Genomic DNA, 21,845 nt, shown 5'->3' on the forward strand with positions numbered 1-21,845 from the left:
ATGCTGGCAGCAGTACGAGTAAGGGGCCGGACCGGAATCAAGGGGGGCATCAGTGACACCCTGGACATGCTCCGCCTGACCCGTATCAATCACGCCGTCCTGGTACCGGAAACACCCAGCTACAGTGGAATGCTCCGGAAAGCTAAGGATTACATCACCTGGGGAAAGATCGACCAGGAAACCCTGGAAGAACTCCTGGAGAAAAGGGCCATGTTACCCGGCCGGGAGAAGGTCACCCTGGAATATCTGAAAGGAACCGAGTACAAATCCTTCCAGAAACTGGCCCAGGCCCTCCTGGATGAAAAAACCCAGCTGGAAGAGGTGGGTATAAAACCAGTCTTCCGACTACACCCACCCCGCAAGGGATATAAGGACACTAAAAAGGCCTTTAATGAGGGTGGAACCCTGGGATACCGGGGAGAAGAAATAAACCTCTTACTGAAACGGATGGCATAGAGCTATCTTTTAAATTTCTAAAAGGGTGAAGCTTATGATAAGAAAAAGTCGTAAAATAAACAAATTGCGAGGATCCCGAACCAACGGTGGGGGCTGCTCCAAGATGAGAAGGGGAGCCGGTCACCGTGGTGGAAGAGGAAACGCGGGACTGCATAAACACATGTGGTCCTGGGTGGTGAAATACGATCCCCAGCACTTTGGTAAGTACGGATTCAAAAGACCCCAGAAAACAGTGTTCAAATTCCAGACCGTGAACCTGGACTTTTTAGATGAAAAAGCCCAGGAACTCGTTAAAAATGGACAGGCCACTGAAGAAGGCGGTAAAATAGTAATCGATGTAACCGAGATGGGTTACAACAAGGTACTGGGCCGAGGGAAACTATCCCAGTCTTTGGTAATCAAATCTCCCCTGTTCTCCGAAAGCGCCCGGCGCAAAATCGAAGAAGCAGGCGGAGAAGTCGTAAACCTCTCTTAAAACGTACCATTTTATAAGAGATAGGAGTGAACATGAAGGAAATCTTCCAGCCCATCTTCTCCCTCCTGCCCCAGGTAAGGTCTCCCACCTACCGGGTGCCCTTCAAGGAGAAGCTTAAATGGACGGGTGTCATACTAATCCTCTACTTCATACTGGGACAGATAGCCCTTTTCGGGCTTAGCGCCACAGCAGTGGACCAGTTCGCCCAGTTAAGAGCAGTACTAGCCGGTGAATTCGGATCCATCATCACCCTGGGTATTGGACCCATAGTATCCGCCTCCATTATCCTGCAGCTACTGGTGGGTGGTGGAATACTGAAGCTGGATCTGTCCACCCACGAGGATAAGGCCTTCTTCCAGGGACTGCAGAAGACCCTGGCCATTGTGTTCACTTTATTCGAAGCCGCGGTACTGGTATTCACCGGCACCCTGGCTGCCTCCTCACCATCTCTGACCTGGCTGGTGATCCTCCAGATCTTCATCGGAGGAATACTCATCATCTTCCTGGACGAGGTGGTCTCCAAGTGGGGATTCGGAAGTGGGGTGGGACTGTTCATCGCCGCGGGAGTGGCCCAGCAGATCATAGTAGGATCCTTCAACTTCCTATCGGCACCCGGCCAACCGGGAGTGCCCTCCGGGGCCATACCCCAATTCTTCTACTCCCTGACCACCAGTCAACCGGATTTCTCCCTGTTACTGCCAGTTCTGGCTGTAATCGTGGTGTTCCTAATAGTGGTCTACGCCGAGAGTATGCGGGTGGAGATACCCCTTTCCTACGGGGGAGTCAAGGGAGCCCGGGGTAAATATCCTCTTAAATTCATATACGCCAGTAACATGCCGGTTATTCTAGCCAGTGCACTGTTATTAAACGTGCAATTATTCGCAGCCCTCTTTCAGAAGCTGGGCTTCCCCATCCTGGGAGAGGTGTCCAATGGCCAGGCCATCAGTGGTCTAGCCTACTACCTCACCGTCCCCAGTGGCCTGGGAGTGCTGTTCACCGACCCCCTGAAGGTGCTGGTGTACGGGGTGGTTTTCATATTGCTCTGTGTGGTATTCTCCTGGCTGTGGGTGGAACTATCTGGTATCGGCCCCAAACAGGTGGCCAAACAGTTACATGGTATGGGAATGCAGATACCCGGATTCCGTAGTAGCCGGGCCCAGTTCGAGCGCATACTCAAAAAGTACATCCCGGTGATCACGGTGATGGGAGGGGCCTTCGTCGGTTTACTGGCCTTCGGAGCAGACCTCACCGGAGCATTAGGTGGAGGTACCGGGGTACTCTTAACCGTGGGTATCGTTTATAAACTCTACGAGGAAATAGCCCAGGAACAGTTAATGGACATGCACCCCATGCTCCGAAACTTCTTAGGTGGTGATTAAAAGATGAAAGTCGTGGTAGTAGCAGGAATACCTGGATCAGGAAGTACAACCGTATTGGAAAACGCCCTGGAAGACCTGGACTACGTCCAGGTGAACTACGGGGATGTCATGCTGGAAATAGCCCAGGGCAAAGGCCTGGTGAAGCACCGGGACAGTATGCGTAAATTAGACCCCGACGTGCAGAAACAGGTGCAGATGGAAGCTGCCCAGGAGATACGGAAACGTTCCCGGGAAAATAACATCATCGTGGACACCCACTGCACCATAAAAACTCCCAACGGATTCCTGCCCGGATTACCCCGCTGGGTCCTGGAGGACCTGCAGCCCGACCAGTTCATACTCATCGAGGCCGATGGTGACGAGATACTAATGCGCCGGGTTAGTGACGTAACCCGCAGCCGGGACACCGAACGCCTGGAGGCCATCAACCTGCACCAGGAGATGAACCGGGCCACGGCCATGGCCTACGCCGTATTCACCGGGGCCACCGTCAAGATCATACCCAATCACAACCAGCGCCTGGATGAGGCGGTGGAGATGATGCGGGAAACTTTAAGTTATTGAGAATTATAAAAAAACCGAATTATAACTGGTTTGAGAGGAAGAAAAAAATGGTATTGGAATTCATAACCGACCCCATCTTCGGGGCCCTCAACGCGGCTTTAATGCCGGTGATAAATGTATTGGGACCCATTTTAACCATATTTCTAATAGCCGCGGTGGTGGCCTTCTTCATCACCCTGGCCAACAAGCTACTGGTGGACCAGGACCGTCTGGAAGCTATGCAGAAGGAGATGAAGAGCTACCAGGCCGAGATGGTGGCCGCCCAGAAATCAGGTGACCAGGCCGCCATGGAGAAGATGCAGAAAAAACAGAAAGAATTCATGAAACTGCAGCAGGAAATGATGGGTAACAGTTTCAAGCCCATGCTGGTGACCATGGTCCCCATCCTCCTGGTATTCTGGTGGATGGCCACGGTACCAGCCATAACCAACTTCTACATGGAAATCCCCACCATAACCTACTACACCCTGCTGGTGCCCCTCTTCCACATGTTCTACAAACCCTCCGCCTTCGTACCCGCCGGGGTGATGGCCATTGAATGGCTGGGATGGTACATCCTCTGTTCCTTTGCCTTTTCACTGGTCTGGAGGAAGTACATGGGACTTAAAGGGGGAATGTAGGTCCCAAACGGATTTAAGGTGGAATATAAAACCCAAAAATGATTTAAGGGGGAAGATAAACCCCCTATTAATTATTACACTCACCAATTATGACGAACAATAAAAAAAAATTAGGAAAGATATAAAATGCCACAGTTAAGACACAGGTCCAGATCATATAAGAGAACCTTTAAGAAAACCCCGGGAGGAAAAACTGTCCTCCACTACAAGAAGAAGAAGCCCTCCAAGCACGTTTGTGCCGAGTGCGGTGAACTGCTCCATGGAGTGCCACGGGGAAGACCATACCAGATCAGAAAATTAGCCAAATCCAAGAGAAGGCCCAACCGCCCCTACGGAGGAAACCTCTGCACGGAGTGCACCCGCAAGGTCTTCAAAGAAGCGGCCCGGTCCCAGGAGAAATGATAATCACCATCGGAGGATTGGCTGGAACTGGAACCAGCACCGTGGCCAGCATCCTGTCCCAGAACATGGGGATCCCCTACCTCTCCGCCGGAGACATATTCCGTCAGATGGCCGCCGAGAAGGGAATGGATGTACTGGATTTTAGCAAATTCGCCGAGGGCAACACTGATATTGACCGTGAAATAGACCAGCGCCAGGCCCAAGCGGCCCGGGAAAGTGAAGACCTCATTGTGGAGGGACGTTTATCCGCCTACTTCGTGGAAGCCCCCCTCAAAACATGGCTCACTGCCCCCCTGGATGTCCGCAGTGTGCGCATCAGCCACCGGGAGGACAAGCCAGTGGAACTGGTCCGAGAAGAAATATTAACCAGAGAAAAAAGCGAGGCCAAACGCTACCAGGAGATACATAACCTGGACATTGGGGATATGGAGGTTTACCACCTCATCATCAACACCGAAAGGTTCGATGCCCCGGGCGTGGCCCAGATCATAGAAAAAGCAGTAGAGGTGATATGATGCCAGCAATAGAAGTAGGAAGAGTATGCATCAAAACCGCCGGTAGAGAAGCCGGCCAGAAATGTGTGATAGTGGAGATCATCGATGAAAAATTCGTGGAAGTAGTGGGAGGTTCCATCAAGAACCGCCGGTGCAACATCAAGCACCTGGAGCCCACCACCCAGTCCCTGGAACTCAAATCTGATGATGCCGAAGAGATAGCCAAGCAACTGGAAGCCGAGGCTTAATTTTTTAAGCCAATATTTTGAGGACAATTCATGACTGAGCTTCTCCATAAGGCCTCCGCCGAAACCAACCCCAGCTACGGGTGCATCCCGGCAGAGCGGCCTATGGAGGAACACCTGCACAAGTCGGTTATCAACCTGGACAAGCCCATGGGGCCCACCAGTCACCAGGTGGACAGCTGGGTCAAGAACATACTCCACGTGGAGAAAACTGGACACGGCGGCACCCTGGACCCCCGGGTTACCGGAGTACTTCCGGTGGGGGTGGATGATGCCACCCGGGTCATCCAGCTACTCTTAGCAGCGCCCAAGGAGTACGTGTGTCTCATGCGCATCCACCAGCCACTTTCCGAGGCCCGGGTGCGTAAAGCCTTAGAGGAGTTCACCGGGAAAATATTCCAGACCCCACCCCTCCGCTCGGCAGTCAAAAGAGAACTGCGGGTACGTAACATTTACTACGTGCACATCCTGGAAATAGAAAAACAGGAGGTTCTCTTCCGCATCGGCTGTGAAGCCGGTACCTACATACGTAAGTACTGTCACGATGTGGGGGAGGCCCTGGGCGTGGGAGCCCACATGGCGGAACTGCGCCGCACCCAGGTGGGACCCTTCCAGGAGGATGACACCCTGCACACCCTGCAGGATGTGACCGATGCCTACGTGGCCTGGCAGGAGGGAGATGAAACACTTCTCCGGGAGTGCCTTCTGCCCATGGAGGCCGCCGCCGGGCACCTGCCACTCATGGTGGTCCGTGATTCGGCGGTGGATGCCCTGTGCCACGGTGCAGACCTGGCCGCCGGGGGTATCCTGTCCCTTTCATCGGATCTGAAGCAGGGGGACCTGGTGCGGGTGGAGACTTTGAAGGGAGAACTGGTGGCAGCGGGTCATACTTTACATTCCTCAGGGGAGATATACCGCGACTCCCAGGGAATCATGGTAGATATAAAAAAGGTTTTTATGGAACCTGGAACATACCCACCTATGTGGAAGTGAAAACCTGCTATTTCTACCATAACTAAAGATACATGTAAGCAATCTAAGGGTATTCTATTCACCATGCCGGGATAGTCTAGCCTGGTAAGGCGCAAGACTGGAAATCTTGTGGAGCATTGGCTCCGCCTGGGTTCAAATCCCAGTCCCGGCGTTTCTAAAACTACAAAACCCTTAATAAATTAAATTAGCAGGAAAATTGTACGATTTGGAAATATAAAAGAATCAGAGGTTTGGGTATAAAAGTTTCAGACCCCCACCCCGGATGGTGGAGGTACTGATGATCCGCCCACTGACCCCTGAACCATATTTGGAGGAAAATTCAATGGAAGAAGATTTCAAACATATGGTCCGGATCGCCCGTAAAGACGTAGACGGGAACAAAACCATAGTAAACGCAATAACAGGTATAAAGGGAGTTGGAAAAGCATTATCCGGTGCTTTATGCTCCATCATGGAATACGATCCCGAACAGAAAATCGGGTACCTGTCCGACGAAGAAGTTCTACAGCTGGAGGAAGTGATCCTCAACCCACAGAAACTGGAAAAACTACCCCGCTGGATGCTCAACCGCAGAAACGACTACGCATCTGGAGATGACTTTCACCTCATCGAATCTGACCTGGTGATGTGTCTCCGGGATGATCTGAACCGGATGAGGAAGATCAGAAGCTACAAAGGAAGAAGACACGAAGTGGGACTGCCAGTACGTGGCCAGCGCACCAAATCCACCTTCCGTAAAGGCTCCTCAGTGGGAGTTAGAAGGAGAAGAAGAGGATAGACTGGAGATGATCATATGGGACATCCAAGAAAATCAAGGAAAAACTACGACACACCCTCCCACCCCTGGAATGCGGACCGGATAAGAGATGAAAACCGACTGGTAACCAGATACGGACTTAGAAACAAGAAAGAAATCTGGAAGGCCGAAACCAAAATCCGCCGTTACCGGCGTGACGCCCGGGTACTCCTGGGTACCGAAAGCGAACAGAGCCATAAGGAGCGGGAACAGCTCCTGGGCAGCCTGATACGATCCGGAATTATGGGAGAATCCTCTAAACTGGAAGACGTGCTGGACCTGACGGTGGAGGATGTACTGCGCCGCAGATTACAGACCATGGTCCACAAACAGGGACTGGCCCACACCGTGAAACAGGCCCGTCTCATGGTGGTCCACGGACACATAGCCCTGCAGGGAAGGAAAATAAACTCCCCGGGCTACCTGGTGAAGCGTGGTGAAGAGGAGCTCATCGGATTTTACCCTGGCTCCCCCATGGAACAGCAGATAAAAAAACCCGCCAAAGAGGAAACGGGTGCAAAGGAATAAATCGGTGATATAAATGGCTGAAAGAAAAGAGAGAAAAGAGAAATGGGGAGTAGCCAACGTGTACTCATCCTTCAACAACACCATCATCACCATAACCGACCTCACCGGAGCCGAAACCATAACCCAGTGGTCCGGTGGTAAGGTGGTACGTGCCGACCGACAGGAATCATCACCATTCGCTGCCATGGAAGCAGCCAGTCGCGCTGCCGATGACGCTAAAGAAAAAGGATTCACAGGCTTACACATAAAAGTCCGAGCCCCTGGTGGTAACGGACCACGTACCCCAGGACCCGGAGCCCAGGCAACCATCAGGGCCCTGGCACGGGCTGGAATGAGGATAGGAAAAATTGAGGACGTGACCCCAGTACCCCACGATGGAACGGGACGACCCGGTGGTAAGCGGGGTAGAAGGGTCTAAATAATCGGGATGATGTGTCTAGAATGCAGATAGAAATCAAAAACCAGGACGACCAGGAACTGGTGTTCACGATTGAAGGGATAGATGTGTCCCTGGTCAATGCCCTCAGGAGGATCGCTACGGTGGAGGTACCCACCCTGGCCATCGAAACCGTGCTGTTTGTCAGAAATGATGCACGCATATTCGATGAAGCCCTGGCCCATCGGCTGGGAATGGTACCCCTCATCACCGACCTGGATGTAGTGCTATCCCGGGATGAATGCGACTGTGAAGACTACTGTTCCCGTTGCAGTGTATCCCTGACCCTGAAGGGTAAAGGACCTAAAATATTGTACTCAGGGGACCTGAAATCCTCTGATCCCAAGATCAAACCAGTCTTAGATACCATACCCCTGGTGAAACTCCAGGAAGGAGAAGAGTTGGAACTGGAAGCCATAGCCCAACTGGGAATTGGATCCGAACACGCCAAATGGCAACCCACCACCAGCTGCGCCTACAAGCACTACCCCCAGATCACCATTGATGTGGAAAAGTGTGAGGCCTGTGGACTGTGCGCCGACCAGTGCCCCCGCTCCGTGTACCTCTTAGATGAGAAGGAAAACCAGATAAAGGTGGTGGACCTGGAAAACTGTTCCATGTGCAACACCTGCTCCAAAGACTGTCCTAACCAGGCCATAACCGTGGAGGGAGTCCGGGATAAATTCATATTCCGTATCGAAAGTGACGGATCCATCCCACCCAAACAGATCCTCACCACCGCCTGTGATTTACTATCCCAAAAGGCAGACATGATCCTAGACTTTTTATAACCAAGGAGGAAGTTTAAAATGAACAAAACTAACCCTCAGATCACGCAAATCATACAGATCCTCAAGGAAAAATCATACCAGGAAGAGGCCCCCCTGTGGAAGGAAGTGGCCCGACGCCTGGAGAAGCCCACCCGCCAGAGTGCGGAAGTCAACATCAGCCGGATAAACCGGCACAGCTCCCTGGAGGAGACGGTGCTGGTACCTGGTAAGGTGCTGGGAAGCGGCTCCCTGGACCACAAGGTCCGGGTGGCGGCCCTGGACTTCTCCCAATCGGCAGCCCAAAAAATAATTGGAGCCGGAGGCGAATGCCTGGACATCAAACAACTCTTGGAAGAAAACCCCCAGGGAAATGGGGTAAGGATAATTGAATAAAGAAGGTGTATTTAAATGATTATCGATGGAGAAGGACTGATACTGGGCCGACTGGCCAGTATCGTCAGCAAGAAACTCCTGGATGGAGAGGAAATAACCATCCTCAACGCGGAGAAGATCATCATCTCCGGTACCAAGGACTGGGCCTACGCCAAGTACAAACAACGAATAGACCGGGCCAGCATCTCCAACCCCCGCCGTATGGGGCCTAAATACCCCCGCCGACCAGATGACATATTCCGTCGGACGGTCCGGGGCATGTTACCCTACAAACAGCCTAAGGGCCGGGATGCCTACAAGTCTCTAAAGGTCTACCTGGGCGTTCCCCAGGAGTTCGAGGGACAGGAACTGGTGCCGGTGGAAGAAGCAGTACCCCGCAACATCACCAAATCGGTGGAACTGGGAAAACTATCCCAACTACTGGGAGCCAAATTTTAAATTTAAAAGGTGTTAACCATGAAGAAGGTAATCCATACCAGTGGAAAAAGGAAAACAGCCATTGCCCGGGGCAAAGTCCGGGAAGGAAAAGGCCGGGTGCGTGTCAACAAGCGCCCCGTGGAGTTCTACGACCCCGAACTGGCCCGACTCAAGATCAAAGAACCCCTCACCCTAGCCGGTGACCTGGTGGACCAGGTGGACATCGACGTCCATGTGGTGGGTGGCGGAGTAATGGGACAGGCCGAAGCAGCCCGCATGGTAATTGCCAAGGGCCTGGTGCAGTGGACCGGGGACATGGACCTCAAGGAGAAGTTCAGCCAGTACGACCGGACCATGCTGGTGGGAGATCCCCGCCGGACTGAATCCAAAAAGTACGGTGGAAGGGGTGCCCGGGCACGTAAACAGAAGAGTTACCGATAGATTAAATAACCCCATTATTTTATACAAAATAAGAGGAAATAATGATTCCTATAAGATGCTTGAGCTGTGGTAAGGTGGTCTCCGCCTACTTCGACGAGTACCAGAAACGGGTCCAGGATGGAGAGGATTCCAAAAAAGTCCTGGACGATCTGGGCCTTAAACGTTACTGTTGCCGTCGAATGCTCATATCTCATGTAGAAGTGTGGTAGGGGCCGTAGGGTAGCTTGGTCCATCCTCCCAGCCATTGAAGAAAGTTTCTAGTTTCTTCGACTGGAACGGGGATGGTCAACACCGGAACGCTGGAGACCCGAGTTCAAATCTCGGCGGCCCCACTTAATATTCATCAGATGATAAAAAGAAATTCACCTACCCTTAGGAGAATGAAAAGAAAAATGACCAGCAATAAACTCACCCGCTTTGAGAGGGCAAGGATTATTGGTGCCAGGGCTTTACAGCTTTCCATGGGAGCCAGGCCAATGGTAGAAGTGACTGGTTCACTGGACCCCATTGACATCGCCATCCGGGAGCTTAAAGAGAATGTGTTACCCCTGGAAGTCCGACATACCCCTGATTAAGCCCCTTATTTAGCCGAAAAACCCCAAACAAACCAATTATTTTTATGAAAAGAGGTGTTTTTGTGGACAGCATTATTGAAGACATCCGGGTTAGAAAAATTTTAGACAGCAGAGGAAACCCCACCCTGGAAGTGGACGTCATCACCTGGAACGGATTTGGAAGGGCCGCCGCACCTAGTGGCGCCAGCACCGGATCCCGTGAAGTGGTGGCCTTCCCTGAAGGAGGGGTTGATAAGATACTAGGCGAATTAGAGGACGTCATATCCACGGAGCTCATTGGCATGGATGCCGAGGACCTCCGGGAGATCGACCTGGTTTTGAAGGAAATCGACGGCACCGAGGACCTATCCTCCCTGGGAGGAAACACCACCGTGGCCGTGTCCATGGCCACTGCCAAGGCCGCGGCATCCAGCTACAACCTACCCCTCTACCGGTTCCTGGGCGGAAACCTGCCCACCAGCATCCCCTACCCCCTGGGTAACATGATCAACGGAGGAGCCCACGCCGGGAAAAACGCCCCTGACATCCAGGAATTCCTGGTACTACCAGTAGGAGCCATGGACATCACTGAAGCAGTGTTCACCAACACCGCAGTCCACCGCCGTATCCGGGAGAAGATACAGGCCAAGGACCCACTCTTCACTGGTGGAAAGGGAGATGAAGGTGGATGGGCTCCGAATTTAACTAACCAGGAAGCCCTGGAGATACAGGCCACCTCCTGTGCCGAGGTGAGTGACGAGACCGGAGTACTGGTGAAGCCCTGCCTGGACATGGCAGCCAGCGAATTCTGGGACCCTGAAAAGGAGAAGTACATCTACACCAAGGAAGGTGTGGAACGGGACACCGGAGAACAGGTGGACTACGTGGCCGAGATCATAGACACCTACGGCATGTTCTTCGTGGAGGACCCCATCCGAGAAGGAGACATGCAGGGATTTGCGAGTCTGACCAGAAAATCCGGGGATCAGTGCATCATATGTGGAGATGACATCTTCGTGACCAACGCCGCCATCCTGGAGGAAGGGATAGAGGCCGGTGCTGGTAACGCCATCATCATCAAACCCAACCAGATCGGAACCCTCACCGACACTTACCAGACGGTGGAACTGGCCCGCACCCATGGCTACACCCCAGTGGTAAGCCACCGTTCCGGTGAAACCACCGACGAGACCATCGCCCACCTGGCCGTGGCCTTCGCCTGCCCCATCATCAAGACCGGGGCCCTGGGAGGGGAGCGCATCGCCAAACTGAACGAACTCATACGCATCGAAGAGGAACTTTCCAGCGCCCAGATGGCCGACCTGGAGTTTTTAAGATAACAAAGGAAGGTAAATTAAAGGAGTTAAGGATATTATGGTTAAAATCACCATTGACGAAGAAAAATGTGAAGGGGCGGACTGCGCCGAGTGTGTGGATGTGTGCCCCATGGAAGTGTTAATCCTGGAAGGCGATAAAATCGTAATCCAGAACGTGGAGGACTGCAGTCTGTGCGAAGTGTGCATGGATGTGTGTCCCAACGAAGCAGTGAACGTGGAAGAATAGAAAATCTTCCCATTTATATTTATTTGAGGTGTTAATTTGTCAGAACTACTAATCCCACTTGATAAGTACCTTGCAGCAGGACTGCACATTGGAACCCAACAGAAAACCAAGGACATGGAACGCTACATCTACCGGGTCCGGACCGACGGACTCTACGTTTTGGATGTGCGTGGAACTAACGACCGTATCATATCTGCCGCTAAATTCCTGGCTAAATACGAACCATCCGACATCCTGGTGGTATCCACCCGACAGTACGGACAGGCCCCGGTCCGTAAATTCGCAGAAGTAACCGGAGTAACCGCCATACCCGGCCGTTTCATACCCGGAACCCTCACCAACCCCCAGTACGCCAAGTTCCTGGAACCCAAGGTACTGGTGGTAACCGACCCCCGCAGCGACAACCAGGCCATAATCGAGGCCAAACAGGTTGGAATCCCAGTGGTGGCCCTGTGCGACACCGAAAACTTACTTGGCAACGTGGATATTGTGATACCCGTAAACAACAAGGGAAGAAAGGCCATAGCCCTGGTATACTGGCTACTGGCTCTGCAAATGTTACGGAGCAAGGGAACCCTGGCCGAGGATGAGGAACTGGACTTACCACCCACCGAATTCGAACTCAAGATCTAAATAACCAAAAAATATAGGGGGTTTTATATTTGTCCCAAACCCGCAAAGCAGCATGGGCCGGGGCCTTCTACGAGGCCAATCCCCGTGACCTGAAGCGGAGGATCCGCTGGTCCTACCAGCACCAGCTGGGCCCGGGCCAGCTACCCGAAACCCGGGGAAAGACCCGGACCATCAAGGGACTGGTGGCTCCCCACGCCGGTTACATGTACTCCGGACCGGTGGCCGCCCACAGCTACCTGGAACTGGCCCGGGACGGATTCCCGGAAACCATCATCATCCTAAGCCCCAACCACACTGGCTACGGTAGTTTGGTGTCAACCATGACCACCGGGGCCTGGGAAACACCTCTGGGACTGGTGGAAATCGACACCCCACTGGCCCGGGAACTAACCCGCACCAGCATCATCGATGATGACCCCACCGCCCACCTGCAGGAGCACAGCATCGAGGTGCAGCTACCCTTCCTCCAGTACCTGGAGCAGGACTTCCAACTGGTGCCCATCACCATGATGATGCAGGATTTGGAAACCTCCCGGGAAGTGGGGGAGGCCATACACCAGGCCATAAAGGCCACTGGCCGGGATGTGGTGGTAATAGCCAGCACCGATCTCACCCACTACAAGGCCCAGGAGGTGGCATCCCAGGAGGACCAGCAGGTCCTGAAGGCCCTGGAGACCCTGGATGAGGAGGCCATGCTGAAGGTGGTGGAAAGACACAACGTGAACATGTGTGGCTACGGACCAGTAGCCGCCACCCTAACCGCCACCAAGTTAATGGGAGCCACCCAGGCGGAGGTGCTTAAGTACGCCACCAGTGGGGAGACCAGCGGCAACTACCAGGAAGTGGTGGGATACGCCGCGGCGGTGATACGTTAAGGGGATGGTTAAACCATGAGAGCCGTGGCATCTGCACCAGGCAAGATCATTCTTTTTGGAGAACACGCCGTAGTCTTCGGTAAACCAGCCCTGGCCATGGCCGTGAACCGCCGGGCACGGGTGGAGATTAGAAAAGTCAGTGAGGATCACATATCCATCACCATCCCCGATCTGGATGTGGAAGGTGTGCTACAACCCCATGGGGGGCTGGAAAGCTCTGGAACTGGAAAGGTAGGCATACTACGCTACATCACCGAGGCCATTAAACTCCGGGAGGTGCCGGGTGGATTGGAGGTCCAGGTAAAGCTGGAGATACCCATCGGAGCCGGGATGGGATCCTCGGCGGCCATCACCGTGGCCACCCTGGCCGCCCTCACCCAACTACAGGGACAAGAACTGGATAAAAAGGCTCTGGCCCGTCAGGCCCACCAAGTAGAACTTAGAGTACAGGGAGCAGCCAGCCCCCTGGACACTGCAGTCTCCACCCACGGGGGAATGGTGCACCTCCACCCCGAGGGGAAGGTGGAGAACCTGGAAGTACCGGGCCAGCTGCCCCTGGTGGTGGCTTACACCAGTTACCGGGGAAACACCGGAGAACTGGTGGCCGGGGTCCGGCAGCGCCGGGAACACTACCCAGAAGTGGTGGATCCCATCCTGGACGCCATGGAAATGGTCACCCACCAAGCCCGCCAGGCCCTCCTGGACGGGGAGGAAAGGGCCCTGGGGGATCTGATGAACATCAACCACGGACTCCTGGATGCCCTGGGAGTTAACACCCCGGAACTATCCCGAATGGTGTACCAGGCCCGACTCGCCGGGGCCCTGGGCTCCAAGATCACCGGTGCCGGAGGAGGAGGCTCAATCATAGCCTACGCCCCGGGAAGGATGGAACCGGTGTTGGAGAAACTGCAACAAGAGGAGGAAGCCTTCCGGGTGGGACTGTCCCATTCGGGAGTGGAAGTGGAGTAGATGGGTATGATCATACTCAAACTGGGGGGCAGCGTCATCACCCGTAAAGAGGAGGATCATCCCACCCTCCACCAGGAGAACCTGGAACGGATCAGCCGGGAGATAGCCCACTCCGGAGTGAAGGAGTTACTGATCATCCACGGCGCCGGGTCCTACGGACACCCCCACGCCCACCACTACCAGATCGGAGCCCCCATCAGGGATGAGGAGGATCTACTCCGAAAGAGGGAGGGCTTCTGTGTAACCCACCAGTCGGTGCAGGAGCTTAACCTGGAAGTGTGCCGGGCCCTACTACAGGCGGGCATACCCGCAGTACCCTTATCACCATCATCATTCATTCACACTCATCATAAGAGAATCACAGAATTTAATACCGACTTAATAACCCAGTACCTGGATCTGGGACTGGTACCCGTACTCTACGGGGACGTGGTCCTGGACCAGGATTTGAAGATTAAAATGGCAGTGCTCTCGGGAGACCAGATACTCCAGCACCTGGCCCAGCGGCTAGGGGCGGAGCGGGTGATCCTGGGCACTGACGTTGACGGAATTTACAACAGGAACCCTAAAACCCACCCCAACGCCCAGCTCATACCCCTGGTAACCAGCCAGGATGACTTGAACTTCCTGGAGGGCGCCCACACCGTGGATGTCACTGGAGGTATGGGTGGAAAAGTGAAAGAACTCCTGCAATTAGCCGAGGAGAAGGTGGAGTCCCAGATAATCAACCTCTATAAGGAGGGACTCCTGGAAAGGGCGCTTATGGGGGACAAGGTACCGGGGACCTGGATAAAAAAAAGAAGATAGGAATAAGAGAATATGATTTCAGACAGAAAACTGGAGCACTTGCGCTTATGCTTGCACTCCGATGTGGAATACCACAAAAAAACCGGACTAGAGGATGTGGAACTGGTCCACCGGGCCCTGCCCGAGGTAGATTTGGGAGATATTGATCTCTCCTGCAGTCTGCTGGGCAAGGAAATGGACGCACCACTCATCATCACCGCCATCACCGGGGGACACCCTGAATCACAGGATGTGAACCGGAAACTGGCCCGGGCCGCCGCCCATCATGGCATCGGCATGGGACTGGGCAGTCAACGGGCCGGCATCGAAAACCCGGAGCTGGCCGCCACCTACACCGTGGCCCGGGAGGAAGCCCCGGAAGCCCTGCTTCTGGGTAACATCGGCACCGCCCAGCTGGACCTGGCCCCGGCCGCCATGGATATGATGGCCTTAGATGCCCTGGCCGTGCACCTCAACCCCTTACAGGAGGCCATCCAACCCGAAGGGGACCTGGATGCCCGGGGATACCTGGACCGTATCCGAGAAACCGCACAGTCCCTGGAGGTGCCCCTGATGGTTAAGGAAACCGGAGCCGGGATACGCAGCGAGGAAGCCCACCTCCTAGAACAGGCCGGAGTAGCCGCCCTGGATGTGGCGGGAGCGGGTGGAACCAGCTGGGCCGCAGTGGAGGCCTACCGTTCCCAGGAAAAGGGGATGGGAGAACTCTTCTGGGACTGGGGAATACCCACCGCCGCCTGCACCGTGGAGGTGGTGAACACCGTCACGATACCGGTAATATCATCCGGAGGGATACGCAGCGGATTAGACGCTGCCAAGGCCCTGGCATTAGGTGCCAGTGCCGTGGGAATAGCCCTACCAGCACTTAAGGCCTGCTACCAGGGTGAAGAGACCCTGGACAGCTACCTGGAACGTTTCCTCCAGGAACTGAAGGTGGCCATGTTCCTGGTGGGAGCCAGTAACTTGGAGGATTTAAGGAAGGCAGACCTGGTAATCCGGGGATACACCCGGGAATGGCTCAGCCAGCGGGGATATGAAACCCAGCACTACGCAAGGAGGTCATGGTTATGAGTGTGGAAGTAATAGCAGTAGGTGGATACGAAGAAGTGGGAAAGAACATGTCAGCAGTGAAGGTGGGTGAGGATGTCATCATCTTCGACATGGGCATCAACCTGGACCGCATCCACGTCCACGAGGACACGGTCATCGACCGGATGCACAGCCTGGATTTGATAGAACGGGGTGTGATCCCGGATGACACCCTGATGAAGGAAGTGGATGGAAAGGTCCGGGCCATAGTCTTCAGCCACGGCCACCTGGACCACATCGGAGCCGTGGCCAAACTGGCCCACCGCTACGAGGCACCCCTCATCGGAACCCCCTACACCCTGGGCCTGGTGGAACAACAGATCAAGGGGGAGAAGAAGTTCAAGGTCACCAATCCCCGTCAGGTCCTGAATCCCGGGGAGAAGTGCCAGATATCACCGGATATCACCCTGGAATTTGTGCGCACCACCCACAGTATACCCCAGACCGTCACCCCGGTCCTCCACACCTCGGAGGGTATCATCGTCTACGCCATGGACTTCAAATTCGACGATCACCAGATGATCTCCCCACCCCCAGATTACCAGCGTCTCCGGGAGCTGGGACGCCAGGGAGTGCTGGCCCTTATTGTGGAAACCACCCGGATGACCGATAACAAGGAGGAGAAAACCTACTCCGAGAAGATCGCCCGGGTGGCCCTGCGGGATATCATGAAGCAGCCCATGCGGGAGAAGAATGGACTCATCGTCACCACCTTTTCCAGTCACATTGAACGTATACAGGCCATCTGCAACATAGCCCAGGAAAGTGAACGGGAAATACTCCTCCTGGGAAGGAGCATGGAACGTTTCGGCAGTATCGCCGAGAAGATGGGTCTCCTGAAGTTGCCGGACAATGCTCATGTCTACGGCAGTCCCAAGGCCGTGAACCGGGCCCTGGCCCGGGTGGAGGACAAACGGGAAAACTTCATAATAGTGGCCACCGGCCACCAGGGAGAACCTGACGCCCTTCTGCCCCGGATCGCCAGTGGCAAGACCCAGTTCAATATCCAGCCCGATGACAACGTGGTGGTCTCGGCACCCATCATACCCAACCCCCTGAACGTGGCTAACCGCAGCTTCATGGAACGCCGACTTAAAGGCAGTGGAGCCAGGATTTATACCAACGCCCACGTTTCCGGACACGCCGGTCCCGAGGATCACCGGGACTTCATACGCATGCTCAGCCCCCAGCACATCATACCTGCCCACGGCCACCTGGAGATGATCTCCAAATACACGGAACTGGCCGAGGAGGAGGGTTACAAGCTGGGTAACGATATTCACATCCTGCGAAACGGGCAGGCACAGGTATTCAACGGGGGAATATAATGGAAGTAACGGAGATACTGGAAAAGTACTCAGAAAAGGTGCAACAGGAAATAAACACGGCCCTGTCCACTGTGGAACCGGAAGAACTGCAGGAATCATCCCTGCACCTGGTTAAAGCCGGGGGGAAGATGATCCGACCTAGCCTAGCCATCTTATCCGCCGAAGCTGTGGGTGGCCAGGCCCAGCATGCCCTTAAGGTCGCTGCGGCGGTGGAACTGATACACACCTTCAGCCTCATCCACGACGATATCATGGACCAGGATGAGAAGCGCCGGGGCCAGCCCTCGGTGCACATGATCTGGGGGGAGTCCATGGCCATCCTGGCCGGGGACACCCTGTTCTCCAAGGCCTTTGAAACCGTATTGTGGACGGAAACCGATGGAGTGGACTCCCAACTGGTGGTGGGGGCCCTGCAGACCGTGGTGGATAGCTGTGTTAAGATCTGCGAGGGACAGGCCCTGGACATGGGCTTCGCTGACCGTCTGGCCGTTTCTGAGGAGGAGTATCTCCATATGATCTACAAAAAAACCGCTGCTTTAATTGCGGCGGCCACCCGCTCCGGTGCCATACTGGGTGGGGGGAGTAAAGAACAGGTGGAGGCCCTGACCGAGTACGGGAAACTCATTGGACTGGCCTTCCAGATCCAGGATGATTACCTGGATGTGATAAGCGACGAGGACAACCTGGGAAAACCAGTGGGCAGTGACATCGCCGAGGGAAAACGAACCCTCCTGGTGGTGCACACCCTGGAAGCCGCCAACCCAGAGGACCGGGAGGAACTGATCCGCATCCTAAGGGAGGAAAGTGACCAGAACGTGCCCCGGGCCATTGAGATCTTTGAAGAGTACGGGAGTATAGACTACGCCCATGATATCGCCCGGGACAACGTGAAACAGGCCAAGGAATTACTGCTGACCCTGGAGGACACCCCCGCCCGGCAGGCCCTGATGATGCTGGCCGACTTCGTCCTGGAGAGGAGTCACTGAAAACTTCGCAAGAAGTCCACTTAACAAATTAATGATACCAGGGGGAGAAAACACCCCTATTATACTTAAAAGGATTCCCATTTATTTTGATAGTTACAAATCCAACCTAGGTGATCAAGATGGATAGCGTTAATTTACGGCAACTGGTCTGTAAGTACGCCCTGGTGAATGCCACCGGGCACTCTGGACAGGCCCAGAACGGGGCGGTGATGGGCATGATCATGGCCAACCACCCTGAGCTGCGCAGCCGGGGAAAGGAGATCGGCCCCCTCACCGGCCAGGTGGTAGCCCAGGTGAATAAGATGACCCTGGAAGCCCAACAACAGAAACTGGAAGAACTGGGAGGATACCAGGCCCCGGAGAGAAAAGAGGAGACCAAGGGATTGCCTGAACTCCCCAATACGGATAAGGGGGTGGTTCTTAGATTCGCACCCAACCCCTCAGGGCCCCTGCACATCGGCCACGCCCGGGCCGCGGTCCTTAACCAGGAGTACCAGGAACGCTACGGTGGTAAACTGATCCTGCGGGTGGAGGACACCGACCCCCGCCGGGTGTACCCCCCGGCCTACGATATGATCCGGGAGGACCTCACCTGGCTGGGAGTCAAGTGGCAGGAAGAGGTGGTGCAGAGCCAGCGCCTGGAAATATATTACCAGATGGCGGAGGAGGCCATCGGGAAGGGCGCAGCCTACATGTGCACCTGCCCTGGTGACCAGTTCAAGAAACTCAAAGATGCCGGGGAGGCCTGCCCCCACCGGGAGATGACCGTGGAGGAGAATTTATCCCTGTGGGAGAAGATGCCCACCCTGGCGGAGGGTGAAGTGGTGTTACGGGTTAAAACTGACCTTAAACATAAGAACCCGGCCATCCGGGACTGGGTGGCCATGCGCATCGTGGATTACCCCCACCCCCTACAGGGGGAGAAGTACCGGGTGTACCCCATGATGAACTTCTCGGTGGCGGTGGATGATCATCTCCTGGGGGTGACCCACGTCCTGCGGGGCAAGGACCACCTGGCCAACACCGAGAAACAGGGCTACCTCTACCGGCACCTGGGCTGGGAGGAACCCCACTACACCCACTACGGAAGACTGAAGATGGATGACGTGGCCCTCTCCACCTCCAGGGCCAAAGAGGGCATTGAGGAGGGGGACTACACCGGCTGGGATGATCCCCGCCTGGGCACCCTGCGGGCCATAGCTCGTCGGGGTATACAACCCGAAAGTATCCGGGAGTTGATGAACGAGATCGGAGTTAAGATCGCCGATTCCACCGTGACCTGGAAGAAGATCTACGGCTTGAATCGTGGCTTGTTAGAGGAGGTTAACCGCTACTTCCTGGCCATCCCTGGCCAGCGCATCAGAATAGAAGGACTCCCCGATGATCTGAAAAGACCAGTGGAAAGGCCACTGCACCCGGACCACCCTGAACGGGGCATGAGAACCCTGAACTTTGAAGAAAGACTCTACATCCCCTCAGCGGACCTGCCCCATGATCCGGAGAAGGTAATCAGACTCATCGATGCGGTGAACATCACCATCCAGGATGGAGAGGCCCACTACCACAGCACCAGCCACCAGGAAGCCCGGGAGATCGGAGCCCCGGCCATCCAGTGGGTTCCCATGCGGGATAAAAAACTGGTGGAACTAGTGATGCCCGACGGCACCATCCAGACCGGATACGCCGAGGCCGACACCTACCAAGAGGAAGTGGGGGATGTGGTCCAGTTCGAACGGCTGGGATTCGCCCGCCTGGATGAGAAGTACCTGGGCAAGATGACCTTCTACTTCGCCCATAAATAACCATTATTCATTATTAAAAACTAGAAAAATTAGAGGAGAAATTTGTAATGGCGGTAATAAACGAGAACTACCTGCTTTTAAAAAGCAGTTACATCTTTTCGGAAATAGCCCAAAGGGTTAATAAATTCGAAATAGAAAACCCGGAAGCCGATGTAATCAGGATGGGTATTGGAGACGTGACCCTACCCCTGCCCCAGGCTGTGGTGGATAGCTTCAAAGATGCTGTGGATGAAATGGCCGATAAGGAAAGCTTCAGGGGCTATGGTCCTGAGCAGGGTTACTCCTTTTTGATCGAGGACATCATCCAACACGAATACCAGCCCCTGGGAATCGAACTAACCCCGGAGGAGGTGTTCGTCAGTGACGGAGCCAAATGCGACACCGGCAACATCCAGGAGATCTTCGGCCTAGACAACACCGTAGCCGTCACAGACCCCGTCTATCCTGTGTACGTGGAGAGCAACGTCATGGCAGGCCGCACCGGCCCCATGGGAGAGGACGGACGCTACGGGAAACTGGTGTACCTGCCCTGTACCGCCGAGAACGATTTCATCCCCGAACTTCCCACGGAAGATGTGGATCTTATCTACCTGTGCTACCCCAACAACCCCACCGGCACCACCCTCACCCGGGACCAACTAAAAAGGTGGGTGGACTACGCCCGGCAGAACCAGGCGGTTATACTCTTCGACGCGGCCTACGAGGCCTACATCACCCAGGAGGACATACCCCGCAGTATATATGAGATAGAGGGGGCCAAGGAATGCGCCATCGAATTCCGGAGCTTCTCCAAAAATGCGGGATTCACGGGAACCCGCTGCGCCTACACCGTGGTACCCCGGGAACTGGTGGCCTACGATGCCCAGGGAGGGAAGCATGACCTTAACAGCCTCTGGAACCGCAGACAGACCACCAAGTTCAACGGAGTATCCTACCCCATCCAGAAGGCAGCCCAAGCCATCTACACCCCCCAGGGACAAAAGGAGATCCAGGCCAACATCAACTACTACATGACCAACGCCGGCATCATCCGGGAAGGTCTCAAGGCGATTGGTCTGGAGGTCTACGGTGGAGTGAACAGCCCCTACATCTGGATCAAAACCCCCGGCATGACCAGCTGGGAATTCTTCGACCTGCTCCTGAATGAGGTCCAAGTGGTGGGGACCCCGGGGGTGGGCTTCGGACCCAGCGGAGAGGGCTACTTCCGCATAACCGCCTTCAACACCCTGGAGAACACCAGAGAGGCTGTGGCCCGGATTGGAAGGCTGGAATTTTAATATTTTTTTCTTAAAAATCTTTTTTTATTTTTTACAAGATCTACACAGTTCTATTTTTTCACTTCTTACCACATTTTTTGATCATGCCAGTGTCAGAGTGGATAAAACTCGGGGTCGATATAGTGCGGTAAATTTTGGCAGTAAAAAATTAAAATATAATACAATAATATTCCGGGTAATAGGGGGGGATTACCCATGAAAATAGTGGGAAAGTTAGTCATTGGATTATTACTAGTTTTGAGTTTATTGGTGGCAGTTTCAGCCAGCACATCATCCCCTAATTGGAGTTTTGGTTCTGGTGGTGCTCAGGCTGCGGATGTTTTAATTCCGGTCACTAAAACGGTGGAGGTCCTGAAGCCGGTTGGTTCCCAAGGGGTGAATCTTTGAAGTTCTGATCCGGGGGGTGCACCAGCTACCAATGCGTCTTTAGGTTCGGATCAGTGGAGTAAATCTGGCCCGGTTGGCGGTCCCTCTACTCCAGGGATTGCAAATTCAGATGGTTGGAGGCACATGAGAGTCGCATCTTCATAACCATTTTGGGCCACGGTTAACCTTG

At 54.4% G+C, this 21,845-nt stretch carries 30 protein-coding genes and 2 tRNA genes; all 32 read left to right on the top strand.

The features are described 5' to 3' along the window. The 32 genes from FGU46_RS09355 (at nt 1) to FGU46_RS09510 (ending at nt 21,676) form a co-directional block, all read left to right on the top strand. Complete coding sequence (locus FGU46_RS09355; protein WP_286474471.1) at nt 1-456, top strand: 50S ribosomal protein L30; 456 nt, start codon at nt 1-3, stop codon at nt 454-456. A 34-nt stretch (nt 457-490) separates the two neighbouring features. Next, complete coding sequence (locus FGU46_RS09360) at nt 491-931, top strand: uL15m family ribosomal protein (protein ID WP_286474474.1); 441 nt, start codon at nt 491-493, stop codon at nt 929-931. Between the two features lie 26 nt (nt 932-957). After that, entirely contained in the window at nt 958-2,310 is a 1,353-nt protein-coding gene (gene secY, locus FGU46_RS09365) for a preprotein translocase subunit SecY (protein ID WP_415926576.1), read from the top strand. A gap of 3 nt (nt 2,311-2,313) precedes the next feature. Continuing rightward, entirely contained in the window at nt 2,314-2,874 is a 561-nt protein-coding gene (locus FGU46_RS09370) for an adenylate kinase (protein ID WP_286474479.1), read from the top strand. Nucleotides 2,875-2,921: 47 nt separating this feature from the next. After that, nucleotides 2,922-3,494 carry a DUF106 domain-containing protein gene (locus tag FGU46_RS09375; protein WP_286474481.1) on the top strand — a complete coding sequence of 191 codons (573 nt, stop codon included), beginning with the start codon at nt 2,922-2,924 and terminating at the stop codon, nt 3,492-3,494. A 126-nt stretch (nt 3,495-3,620) separates the two neighbouring features. After that, a complete protein-coding gene (locus tag FGU46_RS09380) occupies nt 3,621-3,896 on the top strand; it encodes a 50S ribosomal protein L34e (protein WP_286474484.1) in 276 nt (91 codons plus the stop codon). Beyond that, nucleotides 3,893-4,411, top strand: coding sequence for a (d)CMP kinase (gene cmk / locus FGU46_RS09385; RefSeq protein ID WP_286474486.1), 519 nt, complete (start codon nt 3,893-3,895; stop codon nt 4,409-4,411). Before FGU46_RS09380 ends, cmk begins: the two co-directional genes overlap by 4 nt. Further along, entirely contained in the window at nt 4,411-4,638 is a 228-nt protein-coding gene (locus FGU46_RS09390) for a 50S ribosomal protein L14e (protein WP_286478450.1), read from the top strand. Before cmk ends, FGU46_RS09390 begins: the two co-directional genes overlap by 1 nt. Before the next feature lie 30 nt (nt 4,639-4,668). Next, nucleotides 4,669-5,628, top strand: a complete 960-nt coding sequence (locus FGU46_RS09395) for an RNA-guided pseudouridylation complex pseudouridine synthase subunit Cbf5 (protein ID WP_286474488.1) — start codon at nt 4,669-4,671, stop codon at nt 5,626-5,628. A 65-nt stretch (nt 5,629-5,693) separates the two neighbouring features. Beyond that, nucleotides 5,694-5,779, top strand: a tRNA-Ser gene (locus FGU46_RS09400). 171 nt (nt 5,780-5,950) lie between these two features. Continuing rightward, nucleotides 5,951-6,406, top strand: a complete 456-nt coding sequence (locus tag FGU46_RS09405) for a 30S ribosomal protein S13 (RefSeq protein WP_286474490.1) — start codon at nt 5,951-5,953, stop codon at nt 6,404-6,406. Between the two features lie 15 nt (nt 6,407-6,421). After that, nucleotides 6,422-6,952 (top strand): 30S ribosomal protein S4, encoded by a 531-nt coding sequence (locus tag FGU46_RS09410; RefSeq protein WP_286474492.1) that lies wholly within the window; start codon nt 6,422-6,424, stop codon nt 6,950-6,952. 13 nt (nt 6,953-6,965) lie between these two features. Further along, nucleotides 6,966-7,370: a 30S ribosomal protein S11 gene (locus tag FGU46_RS09415; protein ID WP_286474496.1), complete on the top strand. Its 405-nt coding sequence runs from the start codon at nt 6,966-6,968 to the stop codon at nt 7,368-7,370. Between the two features lie 23 nt (nt 7,371-7,393). Continuing rightward, nucleotides 7,394-8,179 carry a DNA-directed RNA polymerase subunit D gene (locus FGU46_RS09420; protein ID WP_286474499.1) on the top strand — a complete coding sequence of 262 codons (786 nt, stop codon included), beginning with the start codon at nt 7,394-7,396 and terminating at the stop codon, nt 8,177-8,179. Between the two features lie 18 nt (nt 8,180-8,197). Further along, a complete protein-coding gene (locus FGU46_RS09425) occupies nt 8,198-8,551 on the top strand; it encodes a 50S ribosomal protein L18e (protein WP_286474502.1) in 354 nt (117 codons plus the stop codon). A gap of 15 nt (nt 8,552-8,566) precedes the next feature. After that, nucleotides 8,567-8,989 (top strand): 50S ribosomal protein L13, encoded by a 423-nt coding sequence (locus FGU46_RS09430; RefSeq protein ID WP_286474503.1) that lies wholly within the window; start codon nt 8,567-8,569, stop codon nt 8,987-8,989. 18 nt (nt 8,990-9,007) lie between these two features. After that, the gene (locus FGU46_RS09435) at nt 9,008-9,409 is read left to right on the top strand and encodes a 30S ribosomal protein S9 (RefSeq protein WP_286474504.1); all 402 of its coding nucleotides are present in this window, start codon (nt 9,008-9,010) and stop codon (nt 9,407-9,409) included. A 41-nt stretch (nt 9,410-9,450) separates the two neighbouring features. Next, nucleotides 9,451-9,618, top strand: a complete 168-nt coding sequence (locus FGU46_RS09440) for a DNA-directed RNA polymerase subunit N (protein ID WP_286474507.1) — start codon at nt 9,451-9,453, stop codon at nt 9,616-9,618. After that, nucleotides 9,618-9,741: transfer RNA gene (locus FGU46_RS09445), tRNA-Pro, on the top strand. Before FGU46_RS09440 ends, FGU46_RS09445 begins: the two co-directional genes overlap by 1 nt. Before the next feature lie 60 nt (nt 9,742-9,801). Continuing rightward, complete coding sequence (locus FGU46_RS09450; protein ID WP_286478452.1) at nt 9,802-9,984, top strand: DNA-directed RNA polymerase subunit K; 183 nt, start codon at nt 9,802-9,804, stop codon at nt 9,982-9,984. A 62-nt stretch (nt 9,985-10,046) separates the two neighbouring features. Further along, the gene (gene eno, locus FGU46_RS09455) at nt 10,047-11,303 is read left to right on the top strand and encodes a phosphopyruvate hydratase (RefSeq protein WP_286474510.1); all 1,257 of its coding nucleotides are present in this window, start codon (nt 10,047-10,049) and stop codon (nt 11,301-11,303) included. 34 nt (nt 11,304-11,337) lie between these two features. Continuing rightward, complete coding sequence (locus tag FGU46_RS09460; protein ID WP_286474512.1) at nt 11,338-11,526, top strand: 4Fe-4S dicluster domain-containing protein; 189 nt, start codon at nt 11,338-11,340, stop codon at nt 11,524-11,526. A 36-nt stretch (nt 11,527-11,562) separates the two neighbouring features. Further along, the gene (gene rpsB / locus FGU46_RS09465; protein WP_286474515.1) at nt 11,563-12,159 is read left to right on the top strand and encodes a 30S ribosomal protein S2; all 597 of its coding nucleotides are present in this window, start codon (nt 11,563-11,565) and stop codon (nt 12,157-12,159) included. Between the two features lie 29 nt (nt 12,160-12,188). Beyond that, nucleotides 12,189-13,034, top strand: coding sequence for an AmmeMemoRadiSam system protein B (gene amrB / locus FGU46_RS09470; protein WP_286474518.1), 846 nt, complete (start codon nt 12,189-12,191; stop codon nt 13,032-13,034). A gap of 15 nt (nt 13,035-13,049) precedes the next feature. Further along, the gene (mvk, locus tag FGU46_RS09475; RefSeq protein WP_286474521.1) at nt 13,050-14,003 is read left to right on the top strand and encodes a mevalonate kinase; all 954 of its coding nucleotides are present in this window, start codon (nt 13,050-13,052) and stop codon (nt 14,001-14,003) included. Between the two features lie 6 nt (nt 14,004-14,009). Beyond that, the gene (locus FGU46_RS09480) at nt 14,010-14,810 is read left to right on the top strand and encodes an isopentenyl phosphate kinase (RefSeq protein ID WP_286474523.1); all 801 of its coding nucleotides are present in this window, start codon (nt 14,010-14,012) and stop codon (nt 14,808-14,810) included. Between the two features lie 12 nt (nt 14,811-14,822). Beyond that, on the top strand, nt 14,823-15,878 hold the full coding sequence (gene fni / locus FGU46_RS09485; RefSeq protein WP_286474526.1) for a type 2 isopentenyl-diphosphate Delta-isomerase: 1,056 nt from the start codon (nt 14,823-14,825) through the stop codon (nt 15,876-15,878). After that, nucleotides 15,875-17,224, top strand: coding sequence for an RNase J family beta-CASP ribonuclease (locus FGU46_RS09490; RefSeq protein WP_286474529.1), 1,350 nt, complete (start codon nt 15,875-15,877; stop codon nt 17,222-17,224). The genes fni and FGU46_RS09490 overlap by 4 nt, the downstream gene beginning before the upstream one ends. Beyond that, nucleotides 17,224-18,210 (top strand): short chain isoprenyl diphosphate synthase IdsA, encoded by a 987-nt coding sequence (gene idsA, locus FGU46_RS09495; RefSeq protein ID WP_286474532.1) that lies wholly within the window; start codon nt 17,224-17,226, stop codon nt 18,208-18,210. Before FGU46_RS09490 ends, idsA begins: the two co-directional genes overlap by 1 nt. Before the next feature lie 119 nt (nt 18,211-18,329). After that, a complete protein-coding gene (locus tag FGU46_RS09500) occupies nt 18,330-20,012 on the top strand; it encodes a glutamate--tRNA ligase (protein ID WP_286474535.1) in 1,683 nt (560 codons plus the stop codon). Nucleotides 20,013-20,059: 47 nt separating this feature from the next. Continuing rightward, complete coding sequence (locus tag FGU46_RS09505) at nt 20,060-21,289, top strand: LL-diaminopimelate aminotransferase (protein ID WP_286474537.1); 1,230 nt, start codon at nt 20,060-20,062, stop codon at nt 21,287-21,289. Nucleotides 21,290-21,484: 195 nt separating this feature from the next. Further along, entirely contained in the window at nt 21,485-21,676 is a 192-nt protein-coding gene (locus tag FGU46_RS09510; RefSeq protein ID WP_286474544.1) for a hypothetical protein, read from the top strand. The last annotated feature ends 169 nt before the right edge of the window (nt 21,677-21,845 follow it).

This window comes from Methanobacterium sp. CWC-01 (genome assembly GCF_030323845.1).
GTDB classification, from domain to species: Archaea; Methanobacteriota; Methanobacteria; order Methanobacteriales; family Methanobacteriaceae; genus Methanobacterium; species Methanobacterium aridiramus.